This window comes from Pseudomonas peradeniyensis (genome assembly GCF_014268935.2).
In the GTDB taxonomy this organism is placed as follows: Bacteria; Pseudomonadota; Gammaproteobacteria; order Pseudomonadales; family Pseudomonadaceae; genus Aquipseudomonas; species Aquipseudomonas peradeniyensis.
Map to the genome: position 1 here is coordinate 214,617 of NZ_JABWRJ020000004.1, position 16,453 is coordinate 231,069.

At 65.6% G+C, this 16,453-nt stretch carries 8 protein-coding genes; 1 reads left to right on the forward strand and 7 read right to left on the reverse strand.

Annotated elements, in window-relative coordinates:
- Positions 1 to 58: 58 nt before the first annotated feature.
- From HU751_RS21315 to HU751_RS21335, 5 genes are all read right to left on the reverse strand, one after another.
- Positions 59 to 1,045: a 2-hydroxyacid dehydrogenase gene (locus HU751_RS21315; protein WP_186732232.1), complete on the reverse strand. Its 987-nt coding sequence runs from the start codon at positions 1,043 to 1,045 to the stop codon at positions 59 to 61.
- 10 nt (positions 1,046 to 1,055) lie between these two features.
- Positions 1,056 to 2,333: an MFS transporter gene (locus HU751_RS21320; protein ID WP_028692135.1), complete on the reverse strand. Its 1,278-nt coding sequence runs from the start codon at positions 2,331 to 2,333 to the stop codon at positions 1,056 to 1,058.
- 57 nt (positions 2,334 to 2,390) lie between these two features.
- Positions 2,391 to 3,350 carry a sugar kinase gene (locus HU751_RS21325; RefSeq protein WP_186732231.1) on the reverse strand — a complete coding sequence of 320 codons (960 nt, stop codon included), beginning with the start codon at positions 3,348 to 3,350 and terminating at the stop codon, positions 2,391 to 2,393.
- Positions 3,343 to 4,113, reverse strand: a complete 771-nt coding sequence (locus HU751_RS21330; RefSeq protein WP_186732230.1) for a sugar phosphate isomerase/epimerase family protein — start codon at positions 4,111 to 4,113, stop codon at positions 3,343 to 3,345. The genes HU751_RS21325 and HU751_RS21330 overlap by 8 nt, the downstream gene beginning before the upstream one ends.
- Positions 4,114 to 4,185: 72 nt before the next feature.
- Positions 4,186 to 5,208 carry a LacI family DNA-binding transcriptional regulator gene (locus HU751_RS21335; protein WP_186732229.1) on the reverse strand — a complete coding sequence of 341 codons (1,023 nt, stop codon included), beginning with the start codon at positions 5,206 to 5,208 and terminating at the stop codon, positions 4,186 to 4,188.
- Positions 5,209 to 5,410: 202 nt separating this feature from the next.
- Between HU751_RS21335 and HU751_RS21340 the strand changes: the two genes are divergently transcribed.
- Complete coding sequence (locus HU751_RS21340; RefSeq protein WP_186732228.1) at positions 5,411 to 5,584, forward strand: hypothetical protein; 174 nt, start codon at positions 5,411 to 5,413, stop codon at positions 5,582 to 5,584.
- A 673-nt stretch (positions 5,585 to 6,257) separates the two neighbouring features.
- Here HU751_RS21340 and HU751_RS27390 read toward each other — a convergent pair.
- Both HU751_RS27390 and HU751_RS21350 read right to left on the reverse strand, forming a co-directional pair.
- On the reverse strand, positions 6,258 to 7,034 hold the full coding sequence (locus HU751_RS27390) for an RHS repeat-associated core domain-containing protein (RefSeq protein WP_437181060.1): 777 nt from the start codon (positions 7,032 to 7,034) through the stop codon (positions 6,258 to 6,260).
- 776 nt (positions 7,035 to 7,810) lie between these two features.
- A complete protein-coding gene (locus HU751_RS21350) occupies positions 7,811 to 16,453 on the reverse strand; it encodes a non-ribosomal peptide synthetase (RefSeq protein ID WP_186732227.1) in 8,643 nt (2,880 codons plus the stop codon).

The following is a 16,453-nucleotide window of genomic DNA, read 5'->3' on the forward strand; positions in this document are numbered from 1 at the left end:
GAAACGGGCAAGGGCTGTTGTTATGGCAAGCACGGGGCGAGCGCAGTGCTCGCCCCGCTCATGGGTTTCGCCGCGACCAGGCAAGCGGGTTGACCAGGTTCTGCGGTCGCTCGCCGGCCAGGGCGGCCAGCAGGTTGTCCACCGCGCAGCGGGCCATGGCCTCGCGGGTCTCCTCGGTGGCCGAGCCGATGTGCGGCGTCACCACCAGGTTGTCCAGTTGCAGCAACGGCGAATCGGCGGGCAACGGCTCGCGCACGAACACGTCCAGGCCGGCGCCGCGAATGCGCCGCTCGGCCAGGGCCTGGAACAACGCAGCCTCGTCCAGCACCCGGCCACGGGAGATGTTCACCAGGATCGCCGACGGCTTCATCAGTGCCAGCTGTGGCGCGCCGATCAGGTTCTCGGTCGCGGCGGTCAGCGGCAGGCACAGGCAGACGAAATCGGACTCGGCCAGCAAGGCCTCCAGGCTGCGATGCGCGGCGGCAAACCGCGCCTCCACCTCAGGCCGCGGCTGGCGGGTGTGGTACAGCACGCGCATGCCGAAGCCTGCATGGGCGCGGCGGGCCAGGGCTTCGCCGATACGGCCCATGCCGACGATGCCCAGGGTCTTGCCCTGCACGTCGCAACCGAACTGCGCCGGCCCGATACCCGCCTGCCAGTGGCCGGCGCGGATCCAGCCGTCGAGCTCGACGACGCGCCGGGCACAGGCAAGGATCAGGGCGAAGCCGGTGTCGGCGGTGGTTTCGGTGAGCACGTCGGGGGTGTTGGTCAGCAGCACGCCGCGCTGGTCGAAGGCGTCGATATCGTAGTTGTCGACACCGACCGAGACGCTGGAGACCACTTGCAGCTGCGGCGCCAGGTCGAGCAAGGGGGCATCCAGGCGCAGGCTGGCACCGAGCAGCCCGTGGGCGCCCGGCAGCGCCGCACGCAGCCGAGCGAGGCCGTCGGCACTGGGTGATTCGACCAAGGTCACCTCGGCGTGTGCCTGCAGGCGGGCCATGAGCGCGTCGGAGAGACGTTTGTAGAGGACGATGCGTTTCTTCATTGCACGGTACCTATCGGCTGGGCGCCAGGCTTTGCCGGCGAGTCTGTTGCAAGGGATTGAGAACGGCGGTCAGGGCCACGGCCAGCAGCAGCGCCACGCACATGAACAGGTAGGAGGCGCCGGGTCCGCCGGTGGCACCATTGAGGTAGCCCACCAGCCACGAGCCGGAAAACGAACCCAGCGCGCCCATGCTGTTGATCAGCGCCATGGCGCCTCCGGCGACGTTGGCCGGCAGCAGCTCGGGGACGATGGCGAAGAACGGCCCGTAGGGCGCGTACATGCAGGCCCCGGCGATCACCAGCAAGGCGTAGGACCACCAGAAATGCTCGGTGCCCAGGCTGTACGAGCCGTAGAACGCCAGGGCGGCGATCAGCAGCGGCGGCCAGACGAAACGCTTGCGCTTCTGCAGGCGGTCCGAGGCCCAGGACACCCCGAGCATGGCCACCACCGCGCCCAGGTACGGCACTGCCGACAGCCAGCCGGCGGTGACGATGTCCAGCGCCGCCGCCTGCTTGAGGATCGACGGCAGCCAGAGCACGAAGCCGTACACGCCGATGCTCCAGCAGAAGTACTGCAGCGACAGGATCAGCACGGTGGGCGAACGGAACGCCTCGCGGTAGTTCTTCACCGGCTTGATGCCCTGCTGCTCGGCGTCCAGCGCCTGGCGCAGCGCCGCCTTCTCGCGGGCGTCCAGCCACTTGGCCTGCTCCGGACGGTCATCCACCAGGCGCCACCAGATGAAGGCCCAGAGAATCGCCGGCGCGCCTTCGATGATGAACATCCAGCGCCAGTCGAACTGCTGCACCAGGTAGCCCGAAACCACCGACATCCACAGGATGGTCACCGGATTGCCGAGGATCAGGAAGGTGTTGGCCCGTGAGCGCTCGGCGCGGGTGAACCAGTGGCAGAGGTAGATGAGCATGGCCGGCATCACCGCCGCCTCCACCACACCCAGCAGGAAGCGGATGACGATCAGCAGGTAGACGTCATGCACCACGCCGGTCAGCGTCGCCAGGCCGCCCCAGAGAATCAGGCTGGCGAAGATCAGCTTCTTCACGCTGCGCTTCTGCGCGTAGAGGGCGCCTGGTACCTGGAAGAAGAAGTAGCCGAGAAAGAACAGCGCGCCGAGCAGCGATGACAGCGCCGGGGTGATCTTCAGGTCGTCGGCCATGCCCGAGGCCGCGGCGAAGCCATAGTTGGCCCGGTCGAGATAGGCCAGGCTGTAGGTGATGAAGACGATGGGCATGATGTACCACCAGCGTCTGGGAGCGAGTCGATCAAGCTGCATGGGGATTCTCCTGGTCTTGTTGTTCTTGTCACATCAGGTGCCGGACGGTCCGGCGATTCAGCGTGGTTGGATCGAAGCGTGTTCGTGCAGGTCCAGTTCGTGGCGTTGCGGCAGGCCTTCCATGTCGCCCCGGCTCTGCACCGCGCGGCTGCCGCACCAGTTGCCCCGGGCCACGGCGCGGCGCAGCGGCAGGCCCTCGAGCAAGGCGCTGATCACGCCGACGGCGAAGGCATCGCCCGCGCCCACGGTGTCGACTACCCGGGACACCGGAACACCTGGGACCACGCCGTGCTCACCGTGGGCGTCGCGCCAGTAGGCACCTTCGGCGCCAAGCTTGATGGCCACGTATTGCACACCCTGCTCCAGGTAGAACTCGGCGATGGCCTGCGGCGACTGGCGGCCGCTCAGCAGGCGCCCCTCCTCAAGCCCTGGCAGGACCCAATCAGCCTTGAACGCCAGGGCGTTGATCTCGCGCACCATGGTCTGGCGGTCCGGCCACAGCGAGGGGCGCAGGTTGGGGTCGAAGGAGATGCTGCGGCCATGGGCGCGCATGTCGTCCAGCAACTGGTGGCAGAGCGCGCGACAGCTGGCCGACAAGGCCGGCGGAATGCCGGTGGCATGCAGATGCCGGGCTTGCAGCAACGCGGGCTGCATCTGGGTAGGCGACAACCGGCTGGCCGCCGAGCCACGGCGGAAATACTCGACTTGCGGATCGCGGCCGTCATCGCAGCGCTCCTTGAGCTGGAACCCTGTGGGGTACTCGTCATCGATCTCGACGCTGGAACAGTCCAGCCCTTCCTGGCGCAGGGTGTCGAGCACGAAGGCGCCGAGCGAGTCGTTGCCGACCCGGCTCAGCCAGCGCACCCCCAGGCCCAGGCGCGCCAGGCCGATGGCCACGTTGCTGTCGGCACCGGCGATGCGCTTGCCAAAACCCTCGACCCGGGCCAGCTCGCCCGGCTGCGCGGCCACGAACATGGCCATGGTTTCACCGAAACACAGGACGTCGCGCTCAGCCATGGCACACCTGCCCTTCCAGCTGCGCCAGATGCGCGACCTGCCGCGCGGTCAGCGCCAGCAGGTCGTCCCCGGCCAAGGGGTACTCGATGGCTCGCGGCAGGTCCGGGGCAAAATGCGTCATCAGTTCGCGCCACTGGGCCAGGTCGAGCGCCTGGGGCACGACCGCGACCAGACGCCCGTCGGCACGCCGCGCCACGGCCTTGCAGTGCACGTAGCGCACCCAGCGGCCCAGCAGTCGTGCCGCCAGCAGCGGCGACTCGTCATGCCAGTACCAGTTACCGATATCGAAGGTCATGCCCGGTGCCACGCCCTGTTCCTGCGCCTCGCGGAAGAATCGTTCCAGGACCTGCAGCCGTCCGCCGTAAGGCGTCTGATCGTTTTCCACATACAGCGCTGCCTTGTGCCCCAACAATGGCGCCAGGGCCTGCAAGTCACAGCCTGGCTGGTAATGCCCCAGCGACACCTTCAGCGCCACCGCGCCGATTTCGCTTGCCAGTTGCAGGCGCTGGGCGATGGCCGGCTCCAGGCTGCCATCCTCGCGCCACAGCTCCAGTGGCGTGGAGTAAAGGCTCTGCAGGCCATGCTCGGCGGCCAGGTTGGCCAGGGTGGCGGCAGCGGGCGTGGCGTCGAACAGTTCCTCACGCCATTCCACCCGCCGCGCACCGGCGGCGGCCAGCAACGGCAGGTAGCTGGCCTGACCCAGGCGCCGCACGGCATCGGCGCCGAAACTCGACAAGCTGATGGAGACAATGGGCGTTTGCATGTGTGTGGTCCTTGTTCTTGTAGATGAAACCGGTTTCATTTTTCGCCAGCAACAACGGCGTCAAGGACGCCGTCATGCTTGTGATCGGGTGGAGCCTCGCGGGATCAGTTCGGCTTGCAAATCCAGGCGCCGCGCCGGCGAACCGCTGCCTTGCAGGCGCTCCAGCAGGCACTGGAACGCTGCGGCACCGATCCGCCCGGTGGGCTGGGCCAGGGCGGTGATGCCGCTGCCCACCAGCGGATACCAGTCCAGCTCGTCGAGCGCCAGCAGGCCCACGTCCTGGAACAGCGCCCCGCCACGGGCGTGCAGCACGCGGACCACCTCCAGGGTGGCAACGCCGTTGCAGGTAAACAGGGCCTGCGGGCCGTGCCCTGCCCCGGTGATGAAGCTGCCCAGCTGCTCCGACAGGTCCGCCCCCACCTCCAGCACCTGCCCCCGCAGGCCACGACGCCGGGCGATGGAGGCCTGGAAGGCGTCAACCCGCTCCTGGCGGGAGCTGGTACCGTCGAGCGGCTCGGTCACGGCGAGGATGTCGCGATAACCGCAACGCTGCAGGTGATCGAGGGCCTGTTCGACGGCATCGGTGTTGTCCAGCCCCACCAGGTCGACCGCCAGGCCGGCCAGCTGCCGGTCGACCAGCACCATCGGCAGCTCGCGGGCCAGCTTGGCCAGCTCGTCGGCGCGGTGGCCGAGGGTGTTCACGATCAGGCCATCGACGTTGTACGACTGCAGGGCTTGCAGGTGGCTGCGTTCCTGATCGTCGTCGTAGTCGGTGTTGCACACCACCAGGCTGTAGCCGTGCTGGCGGCAGGCAGTCTCGACGCCGTGCATCACCGCCACCGAGTAGGGGTTGCGGATATCCGCCAGGAGCATGCCGACCAGCCCGGTACGACCGCGCTTGAGGGCGCTGGCCATGCGGTTGGGGCGATAGCCGAGGCGTTCGACGACGGCCTCGATGCGTTGCGCGGTGGCTTCGGCGAGCAGTTGCCGGTCTTCGCCCATGTAGCGCGAGACCGTCGCCTTGGAAACGCCGGCGGCCTTGGCGACCTCGCTGATGGTGACCCGACCGCGGACGGATGTTGGCTCTTTGTTCACCCTGTTTCCTTCTTGTTTGCGCTTTTGCAGGGTTGATGAAAACGGTTTCAATGAAATCAGGGATGGGGGGTGGCGTCAAGTGACGGGCTTTCTGCCAAAGCGGGTGGATTCAGTGCCAATCGCTTGTCCTGGCGCTGTACATGGGGGGCTTCGGGGTTATGGTGGTTTTACGGAGTTCGTTCGCCCTGCCTTGGAGATGGCCATGACCACACTGTTTAGGATCAGTCTGATTTTGCTGCTTGCCGGTATGGGGATGGGGGATATCGTGGTGGCCAGTGTGGGGTTGGTTGGGTTGTGTGGGGGGGCTGTGGTGCTCAGTGTTCGGCAGGATGATGGTGAGGTACGGGGGGGTGGGGAGTCGGAGTTTATTGCCTGAGGGTTCGGGTTGTGGCTCTGGTTCGTTGGTGATTGTTTTGGTTTTTGTATGCGCATTCGTAGGTGATGTCGACGTTTAGTCACCTTTTCGCCTTTACGGCGACCTACTTTTACTCTTGGGCAAAAGTAGGCAAAAACCGCTGGCTCCATTCATACGGCCCCTGCGCTTCGCTCCGGGGTTCCCTCGCTCCGTTCTTGCTCCCAGGAGGACCGCGCTGAACGCCCCATCCTGGGGCGCAGCGCTTGACGGCCATCCATGGCCGTCACCTCCCTGCGCAAGAACTCCGCTCGGCCTCCTGAAGTCGCAATTGGTGTTGCCTGGACTATCGCGCGCTTAGAAGCAAGAGCAAGAGATGCGAAGTTAGTTGTTTGACTATTAGTTGTGCATTGACTGTTCTGCCCCGCGATGCGATCGAGAGGTCAACTAAACTTTCAACTAGCGACAGCTGCGCCAGCCCAGGCGCCGCCCGCAACTTCGCGACTTCAGGAGGCCGGTGTGAGGGAATCCCGCCACGAACTGGAGTACCACGGCTTTGGTTACTTTGGCCGCGGACGGCGAGTTACGACCAAAGTAACCCTCCGCAAAGGCGGAAAGGTGACTAAGCGTCGGATTCACAAACGAATGCTAAAACCTTCAAAACCAGCCAACAACAAGAACAACAACCTTAAAAGCTCTAGATAACTACGCCACGAATTGACGCCGCCAAATCACGCACGAAAAATAGAATGGCACTCTTTTGACCTGGCGTTGGCCCATATAATTCACGAAAGGCTTTTCTATACACTATCGCAGTCCAATAAAGCCCTACAACTTCAGGGTTACTCCCCATCTCTTTGACTAGAGCCTCACGACGCGCCTCGAGTTTCGGCTCCTGTTTCTCCTCTCTGAATTTAAGATGAGCCTGCATTGACATCAGATGCTCATCCGTCCAGGTTCTCCAGGTATTGACACCCGTGAAGTTTATCCGTTCCTCGGGGCGTTCCAGGAGATAACGACTGTGCTCTTCCAGCCTCGCAACTTTCTTGTCATGCCGCACCCAATCTTTATAGAGTGCTTTGGCCTTTTGGAACAACACTGGGTCCAGTGACAGCCACGTATTTTTGTCCAGCAACGGTTTGAAAGGCTCATGCCCATTCCGGTCTGCGTAATTGACCGGATCCCCTTCACAGTACCCATAAGCACTCACCCCGCCCTCACCAAACGGGCTCGAGCTGTCAGGGGACTGAAAACGCATCAATACCGGGTTATACGCACGGTATCCGTTACCCAGCAGGTAGACACCCGATTGTTCAAGGCGTTGTCCGGTAAAGCCCAACTGCTCCGCCAGGGGACTCGCACCATAGGGGCTGTAGGCGATCATCCGCACCGCCCGGTGCCAACGATGCACCACCGACATCTGCTGATCGGTCGCAATCAATCCCTGCGTTGTACCTGATTCAATGTTGTTCATACCAACCAGTCCGATGAGCCCATGCTCAATCGACTATGCGCACATTGCAAAAGACGTACAACTGGCAAATTTACCAGGTTGGCCCTTTCCAGACCGCCCCTGCGCTTCGCTCCGCTCGGCCTCCTGAAGTCGCAATTGGTGTTGCCTGAACTACCGCGCGCTTAGAAGCAAGAGCAAGAGCAAGAGCAAGAGCAAGAGCAAGAGGCGCGAAGTTAGTTGTTTGACCATTAGTCATGTATTGATTATTCCGACCCTTTCGCGGGGCAAGCCCGCTCCTACAGAGATCTATATAACGACTATTGCGTGGGAGCGGGCTTGCCCCGCGATGCGATCGAGAGATCAACTAAGTTTTCAACTAGCGACAGCTGCGCCAGTCCAGGCGCCACCCGTAACTTCGCGACTTCAGGAGGCCGAACGGAGGTCTTGCGGAGGGAGGTGACGGGCATGGATGCCCGTCAAGCGCTGGGGCCCAGGATGGGCCCTGCAGCGCGGTCCTCCCGGGAGCAAGACTGGAGTGAGGGAACCCGGAGCGAAGCGTAGGGCCGGATGAATGGAGCGCAACGGCTTTGGTTACTTTGGCCAAGACCAAAGTAACCCGCCGTAAGGGCGGAAAGGTGAATAAGCGTCGACATCATAAATGAATGCACATACAACTTTCAAAACCACCCAACAACAATAGTTTTCAAATCACTGACAACTAAGACACCATGAAAACCACCAGGCACGCAATAAAAAACGGGTAGGACCCAACGCCCCACCCGCCCCCCAATCACCCATCAAGCCTTATCAGCCAACCTCCCCACCAGCCCATCGACAAACGCCACGGCATTGATAACCCCCTCATGCCCATCAGCGATCACCGTAGAACTGCCCAACCCGTTGACCGAAGCCTGCGCCAGCAACCCCGCCTCCCCCATCCGCACCCGCTCCAGGCTACGACTCTCGCTGGCCCACCAGCAATCCACCCGGACCGCCAGCGGTCGCAGGCGAAACGCCTGGCTCAGTTCGACGTTGCGATCAAGGACAGCGAAACCATCGACGATCTCCCGCTGCAGATGCACATCCTCGTGAATGGCCCGCAGCCGCTCGGCGCTGACACCGCCGGCAGCGGCCACCTGCTCGATGACCCACTCGGTCCTGTCGACCCCGGCAGGCAGACGCCCGGCTTCGTCGATGAAGCCGACGATACGGGTTTCACCTACACCCGGAGCGAAGGCCAGCAGACCACGCAACAGGCTCTCGTCCGCCCGCGCCACCTGCATCACCTCGACGGGCTCGGCCTCAAGGCCGGACACGTCCTTCGGCAGCAGGGTATCGACCAGGCCGACGAAGCCCACTTCCTGGCCTGCCTGTTCCAGGGCGTGAGCCACCTCCAGCGCCAGGGCGCCGCCCAGGGACCAGCCCAGCAGATGGTAAGGGCCGCTGGCCTGGGTATGACGAATCTGCTCGACGTAGTAGCCGACCATCGCCGCCCAGGACTCGTCTACCCAACCCGGCTCGGCGTAGCACTTGTTGACCAAGCCATACACCGGACGCTCGTCGGCCAGACGGCTGGCCAGCGGGTAGTAGGCGTAGGCACCGCCACCGCCCGGCGGCAGGCAGAACAGCGCCGGACGCTGGAGTTGGCAACCGTTGAGGTTGATCACCGACGATTTCAGGCGATCCTTGCCGCCGCCGATGAAATTCGCCAGTTCCTCGAAGCTCGCCATCAGCATGAACTCATGCAGGCTGATGTTGGTGGCGAAGGCCTCGCGCACCCGGTTCACCAAGGTAATCACCAGTAGCGAGTGACCGCCCAGTTCGAAGAAGTTGTCGTGCAGGCCGACCTGCTCGACTTTCAGCACTTCGCTCCAGATCGCGGCCAGTTGTTGTTCCAGCTCCGTACGTGGGGCCACGTAGCCCTGTTGCAGCTGACTGGCGTCCGGCTTCGGCAGGGCCTTGCGGTCCAGCTTGCCGTTGGCCGTCAGCGGCCACTGCTCCAGCACCAGGAAGTGCGTGGGTACCATGTAGTCCGGCAGGTTGGCTTTCAGGTGCTGTTTCAGCGTGTCACGCAGAACTGCATGATCGGCGGATGGGTCATGAGCGATCAGGTAGGCCGCCAGCTGCTTGCCCCCTGCCCCATCAATGTCCAGCACCAGCACTTCGCGCACGGCGGCATGCTCTTGCAGACGTGCCTCGATCTCGCCCAGTTCGATACGGAAGCCACGGATCTTCACCTGGTGGTCGATCCGGCCCACGTATTCGATCACCTCCTGGCCGCGATAACGCGCCAGGTCGCCGGTGCGGTACAGGCGCCCACCTTCGCGGGAGAACGGATCCGGCACGAAGCGTTCGGCGGTCAGCGAAGCGCGGTTGTGGTAACCGCGTGCCAGGCCGGCATGGCCGACGTGCAGTTCACCCGTGCAGCCCTTGGCCACCGGATTGAAGTCGGCATCCAGCACGTACATCGACAGGTCCGGGATCGCCGCACCGATCGGGCTGCCCGGCTGCTGCGTATCGGCAAAGCGGATCGGCCGGTAGGTCACGTGGACCGTGGTCTCGGTGATGCCGTACATGTTGATCAGGTTGTCGCAGTTCTCGCCGAAACGCTCGAACCACGGTTGCAGTGCCGCAACGTCCAAGGCTTCGCCGCCGAAAATCACATAGCGCAGCGAAAGGTCGAACGCACTGTCACAAGCCACCCGCATCAGCGGCTTGAACGCCGACGGGGTCTGGTTCAGCACGGTGACACCCTGTTCCACCAGCAACTGGTGGAAGTCTTCCGGCGAACGGGTCACCTCACGCGGCACGATCACCAGGCGACCGCCGTGCAGCAGCGCACCGAAGATCTCCCACACCGAGAAGTCGAACGCGTACGAGTGGAACAGCGTCCACACATCCTGCGGGCCGAAGCCAAACCAGGCATCGGTCGCCTTGAACAGGCGCAGCAGGTTGTGGTGCGGCAGCAGCGTACCTTTCGGTTTGCCGGTCGAGCCCGAGGTGTAGATAACGTAAGCCAGGTTGTCCGGCTGAGTAACATGCTCGGGGTTTTCGTCGCTGTAGCCGGCCAGATCGTCTTCCAGCTTCAGGCTGCGAACCTGCGCCGGCACAGGCAGATCGGCCAGCAGATGATCTTGCGTCAGCAGCAATTGAATACCGCTGTCTTCCATCATGTAGCTCAGGCGGTCCTGCGGGTACTCCGGATCCAGCGGCACGTAAGCACCACCCGCCTTGAGGATCGCCAGCAGGCCAACGATCATCTCGAACCCGCGCTCCACGGCGATACCCACCAGCACATCCGGCCCCACGCCCTGCTCGCGCAGCTTGTGCGCCAGGCGGTTGGCGCGGCGGTTGAGCTGGTCGTAGCTCAGCGCCTGCCCGGCGAAGGTCACGGCGATCGCCTCAGGCGTACGCGCCGCCTGCGCCTCGATCAGCTCATGGGTGCAAGCTTCGCTCGGGAAACTGGCAATCTCCTGCCCCGCCGCCACGCTCAAAGCCAAGTCACCCAGCGCCCGCTGCGGCGAGTCCGCCAACCCTTCCAGCAACTCGACGAAGTGCGCCGCCAACTGCCGGACAGCCGATTCGGCATAACTGGCGCGATCAAACTTGAAGCTGGCCAGCAGCTTGTCACCCACCTGTGCCACCAGGGTCAGCGGATAGTTGGTCTGCTCCTGGCTGACCACCTCGCCGAACGCCAACTCCTGGGGCGCGCCGGCCTGCAACGCCTCGGACACCGGATAGTTCTCGAACACCAGGATATTGTCGAACAGCGCCTCGCCGCTCCAGCCGGCCCAGCGCTGGATCTCGTACAGCGGCGTGTGCTCGTGCTCGCGCAAGGCCAGGTTCAGCGCCTGGACCTGCTGCACCCAGTCGCCCACGGTCTGTTCCGGACGCGGGCTGGCGATCACCGGCAAAGTGTTGATGAACAGCCCCAACTGCTCCTCGACACCCGGCAACTCGGCCGGCCGGCCAGCCACGGTGGCACCGAAGGTCACGCTGGACTGCCCGGTATAGCGCTGCAACAGCAGCAGCCAGGCCGCCTGGACCAGGGTGTTGAGGGTGACCCGCTGTTCCCGGGCAAACTCGCCCAGGCGCTGGGTGCGTTGCGGGTCGAGCAACATCGGGTATTCACCCTGTCCCTGCCCATGAGCCTCGGAGCGGAACGCCTGAGCGAGCCGGGTAGGTTCGTTCAAGCAGGCCGTGCGCTCGCGCCAGAAGCGCTCGCTGGCAGCCTGGTCCTGGCGTTGCAGCCATTGGATATAGTCGCGGTAACGGCTGGTCTTGCCCGCCGGCACAACACCGGCGTAACGCTGCAGCACCTCGCCGAACAGCCGCGAGCTGCTCCAGCCGTCCAGCAGGATATGGTGGTTGGTCAGCACCAGCTGGTACTGCTGCTCGGCGGTACGGATCACCGCCAGGCGCAGCAGCGGACCGCTGGCCAGATCGAAACCGGCGCGCAGGTCGGCCTCGGCCCAGGCCTGCAACGCCGTCGGCAGGTCGGCCTGGTCACGCCAGTCCAGCTCCACCAGCGGCAGGCGTGCCTCGCGCAGGACCACTTGCAGCGACTGGTCGTAGCCGCTGACAAAGCTGCTGCGCAGCACCTCGTGGCTGTCCAGGGTGGCCTGCCAGGCCGCGACGAAGCGCGGCACATCCAGGCCCTGCACCTCGACCCGCAGCTGGTTGATGTAGTTGCCCGCCGCCTGCTCGTAGAGGCTGTGGAACAGCATGCCCTGCTGCATCGGCGACAACGGGTAGATGTCCTCGATATTGCCCGCCGCCACCGGCAACGCCGCCAGCTGGCGCTGGTCAAGGCGGGCCAGCGGGAAGTCCGACGGCGTCACGCCCGCCACGCCCGGGGTGGTGCAGTGGGCGATCAGCTGGCGCAGTTCCTCGGCGTACTCGTCGGCCAGGCGCTGGATCTGCCCACGCTCGAACACGGCGCTGCTGAAGCTCCAGTCCAGCGCCAGCTCGCCGGCGTAGACCTGGCCGTCGATGCTGAGCAGGCTGCCCAGCGGTGCCTCCGGGCTCTGCCCCTGCCCCGCGCCTTCCGGCGCCGGGACGAACAGGCCTTGCTCGCTGTCGAAGCTGCCGTCGAACTGCCCCAGGTAGTTGAACACGATACTGCCCTGGGCCAGGGCGCCGAGGGCCTGGCGGGCCTGCTCGTCGCCCAGGTAGCGCAGCACGCCGTAGCCGATGCCCTTGGCCGGCACGGCGCGCAGCTGTTCCTTGACCGCCATGATCGACGCACCCAGGTCGCTCGCCGGGGTCAGTTTCAGCGGGTACAGGCTGCTGAACCAACCCACCGTGCGGGTGATGTCGAGGTCGTCGAACAGGTCTTCACGGCCATGGCCTTCCAGGCGGATCAGCGCATGCGCCTCACCGGTCCAGCGGCGGATGACCCGGGCCAGCGCCGTCAGCAGCAGGTCGTTGACCTGAGTGCGGTAGGCGGCTGGCGCCTCCTGCAACAGTTGCCGGGTCAGCTCGGCGTCCAGTTGGGTGCGCACCGAGATCTCATGCTTGCGCTGCTGGCCGCCCTGGGGGTTCGCCCCGGGGAGGACGTCGCTGACACCCTGCAACTGCGCCTGCCAGTAGGCCAGCTCGGCCACCAGCGCAGGGCTGCGGGCATGCTCGCGCAGGTGCTCGGCCCAGGCCTTGAGCGAGCTGCTCTTGGCCGGCAGCACCGGCGTCTTGCCGGCCGCCAGGGCCTGGCAGGCCGCCTGCAGGTCTTCGAGCAGGACGCGCCAGGACACGCCGTCGACCACCAGGTGATGGATCACCACCAGCAGGCGCTGCTGGCCTTCGGGCAGGTCGATCAGCACCACCCGCAGCAGCGGCCCCTGCTTCAGGTCCAGGCTGCGTTGGGCTTCGTCGGCCAGTTCCGGCAGGCGCGCAGCATCGTCCAGCTGATGCACCCACAGCAATTGCTGCGTATCGAGCGGCGCGAACTGCCCCTGCCACTGCCCCTGCTCTTCGCTGAAACGCAGGCGCAGGGCGTCGTGCTGTGCCACCAGCAACTTGAGCGCGGGCTGCAGCAACGCCACCGTCAAGGGCTGGCGCGGGCTCAGCAACACCGCCTGGTTCCAGTGGTGACGCTGGGGAATCGCGGTGTCGAAGAAACGCGCCTGGATCGGCAGCAACGGCAGACTGCCGCTGACCTGCTCGACCACCTCGGCCGCCGGTTTCTTCTCGATCAGCTTGGCCACCGCCGCCAGTTGGCCGATGGTCTGCTTCTCGAACAACTGCTTGGGGCTCAGCTTGATGCCCTGGCGCTTGGCCCGGGCGATGATCTGCAAGCTGAGGATGGAATCGCCGCCCAACTCGAAGAAGTTGTCGGTACTGCCCACCTGCTCGCGCTTGAGCACTTCGCACCAGATCGCGGCAAGTTTCTCCTCGATTTCGCCCACCGGCGCGGTGTAGCGCTGCCTGGCCACACCCGGTTTGGGCAGCGCCTTTTTATCCAGCTTGCCGTTGGCGGTCAGCGGCAGGCGCTCGAGCAACAGCACCTGCGCTGGTACCAGGTACTCCGGCAGGCGCGCCTGCAAGGCCTGGCGCAGCGCCTCGGCCTGCAGCGCCACGCCCGCCGCCGGCACGGCCCAGGCCACCAGCTGCAGGCGCGACGGATCGCTGTCCAGGGGCAGCGCCAGCACCACCGCCTCGCCGACCCCGGGCAGGCCTTGCAGCACCTGGCCGACCTCGCCCGGCTCGACCCGGTAGCCGCGGATCTTCACCTGGTCGTCGCCACGACCCAGGTATTCCAGCACGCCCTGATCCAGGCGCGCACGGTCTCCGGCACGATACAACCGCTCACCGTTCTGGCCAAAGGGATCCGGGACAAAGCGCTCGGCGGTCAGGCCCGGCTGGCCGACATAGCCCTGGGCCAACCCCTGGCCACCCAGGTACAGCTCGCCGGCCACCCGCTCGGGCAGCGGGTTGAGGTAGGCATCCAGCACCCGCGCCTGGCCGTTGTCCAGCGGCCGGCCCACCGGCACGCTGCGCCAACCGGGCAGGCGTTCGCCGACTTCGTGGGTGAGGATGCCCACGGTGGTCTCGGTCGGGCCGTAGTGGTTGATGATCCGGCAACCGGGTTTCAGGCGCCGGACCTGCTCGATCAGGGCCCAGGAGCTGGCTTCGCCGCCGAGGATCAGCAGCTGTTCGGGCAACACCCGCTCAGGCTGCGCGGCCTGCAGCAGGCCTTGCAGGTGGCTGGGCACGATCTTCAGCACATCGACCCGGTGCTCGGCCATGTAGCTGGCAAAGCCATCCGGGTCGAAGCCCTGGTCGTGGCCCAGCAGGTGCAGCAACCGGCCCGAGGCCAGCGCGCCGAACAGTACGGTGTGGCCCAGGTCCGCGGCCACGGTGGAGACCATCGCCAGGCTGGCGCCGGGTTGCAGGTCGAGGCGTTGCAGCACGCCCTGCAGGTAGTTGGCCAGCGCGCCGTGGCTGATCACCACGCCCTTGGGCTGCCCGGTGGAACCCGAGGTGTAGATGATGTAGGCCGCTTGCTGCGGTTCAATGTGTACCGCCGGCGGCTGGTCGCTGCAGTCAGCGTGCTGCGCCGCGTCAAAGGCCAGCGCCGGGCATACGCCCAGCCCCGCCGCCTGGGCATCGCCCAGGGCATGCACCAGCAACCGCGCGCCACTGGCCTGCAGCAGTTGCTGCAGGCGCTCGACGGGCTGGCGGCTATCCAGCGGCAGGTACACCGCGCCCAGCTTGAGCACGGCCAGCAGGCTGGTCACCCACTCGATGGAGCGCTCCTGGCACAGCGCCACGGTCATGCCCGGGGCGATGCCCTGCGCCGTCAGATAGTGGGCGAAGCGGTTGGCCTGCTGCTCCAGCTCCGCGTAGCTGACCATGCGATCACCCGCGCGCAGCGCCGGCTGCCCGGCACCGGCCAGCAGGCCTTGGCGCCACAGGGCGAGGAAGTCCGGATGCGACCAGTCCCGCAGGTTGGCCTCGACCTGCGCGGCCTGGGTATCGGGATGCTCGAACAGCGCCGCCTCAGGATGCTCAACGAGGGTACGCAGCACCGCCTGGAACGAAGCAGCGATGCGTTCGATGGTCGCGGCTTCGAACAGGTCGGTGCTGTAGGTGAAGTAGCCCTGCAGGCCGTCGGGGGTTTCGGAGAAGTCGAAGGCCAGGTCGAAGCGGGCATCGCGGCCTTCGACCGAAAAACCGCTGACACTCAGGCCGCCCAGCGTCTGCCGGGCCTGGGCGCTGGCCTCGCTGTCGGCCAGGTTCTGGTTGATCTTCACCTGGAACAACGGGTTGTGCCCCAGGTTGCGCTCCGGCGCCAGGGCGTCCACCAGGTGCTCGAACGGCAGCTCCTGGTGCGACTGCGCGCCGCTGACCACCTGCTTCACCTGCTCCAGCAGGGCCGCGCCGCTCTGGCGTTCGTCCACCTGCACCCGCAGCACCTGGGTGTTGATGAAGAAGCCGATCAGGCCTTCGACTTCCTTGCGGTTGCGCCCGGCGTTGGGCGCGCCGATGCGGATGTCGGCCTGGCCGCTGTAGCGCGCCAGGGTCACGGCCAGGGCCGCGAGGGTCAGCATGAACACGGTCTGGCCCTGGCTGCGCGCCTGGGCCTTGAGCTTGGCCGACAGCGCCGCCGGCACATCGCTGCGCAGGGTCGCGCCGCGGTAGCTGGGGTGCGTCGGACGTTCGTGGTCCTGCGGCAGTTCCAGCACCGGGTGCTCGTCGCCCAGCTGCTCCTTCCAATACTGCAACTGGCGCTCGCCCTCGCCGGCCTCGAGCCAGGCGCGCTGCCAGATCGCATAGTCGGCGTACTGCACCTCGAGCGGCGGCAGGTCGGCGGCACGGCCCTGGGACAGCGCTTCGTACAGGTGCACGAACTCCTGCACCATCAGCTCGCCCGACCAGCCGTCGGAGACGATATGGTGCATGCACACCGTCAGCACATGTTCGCTGGGCGCCAGGCGCAGCAAGCGGACCCGCAGCAGCGGCCCTTCGAGCAGGTCGAAGGGCGCATCCAGCGCCTCGCGTACCGCGCCGCGCAGGCACTGTTCGAGATCTTCGCCCGGCCCGGCCTGCACCTCACGCACTTCCAGGCTCACACCCGACTGCTCAAGGACCTGCTGGTGGAACTCACCCTCTTCGGAGACGAAACGCGTGCGCAGGCTTTCGTGACGCTGCACCAGCGCATCCAGGGCCTCGGCCAGGGCCTGCTGGTTCAGCGAGCCGCTCAGGCGCACCGCCATCGGCACGTTGTAGAAACTGCTCTGCGGCTCCAGCTGCCAGAGGAACAGCATGCGCTGCTGGGCATAGGACAGCGGGATGCGCGGGCTGTCGTGGCGGGTGACGGCGATCGGCAGCAGGCGGAAGCTCTGCCCGGTCTCGCGCATCTTGTCGAGGATCTGCCGACGCTGCTCCAGGGCAAGGCCGACAAAGCGCTTGGCGATACGTTCTGCTGTGCTCTTGTCCAT

What these genes read in the sequence shown, in the direction of transcription:
- HU751_RS21315 (WP_186732232.1), bottom strand. Translation starts at nt 1,045, where the DNA reads ATGAAGAAACGCATCGTCCTCTACAAACGTCTCTCCGACGCGCTCATG.
- HU751_RS21320 (WP_028692135.1), bottom strand. Translation starts at nt 2,333, where the DNA reads ATGCAGCTTGATCGACTCGCTCCCAGACGCTGGTGGTACATCATGCCC.
- HU751_RS21325 (WP_186732231.1), bottom strand. Translation starts at nt 3,350, where the DNA reads ATGGCTGAGCGCGACGTCCTGTGTTTCGGTGAAACCATGGCCATGTTC.
- HU751_RS21330 (WP_186732230.1), bottom strand. Translation starts at nt 4,113, where the DNA reads ATGCAAACGCCCATTGTCTCCATCAGCTTGTCGAGTTTCGGCGCCGAT.
- HU751_RS21340 (WP_186732228.1), top strand. Translation starts at nt 5,411, where the DNA reads ATGACCACACTGTTTAGGATCAGTCTGATTTTGCTGCTTGCCGGTATG.
- HU751_RS27390 (WP_437181060.1), bottom strand. Translation starts at nt 7,034, where the DNA reads ATGAACAACATTGAATCAGGTACAACGCAGGGATTGATTGCGACCGAT.
- HU751_RS21350 (WP_186732227.1), bottom strand. Translation starts at nt 16,453, where the DNA reads ATGGACAAGAGCACAGCAGAACGTATCGCCAAGCGCTTTGTCGGCCTT.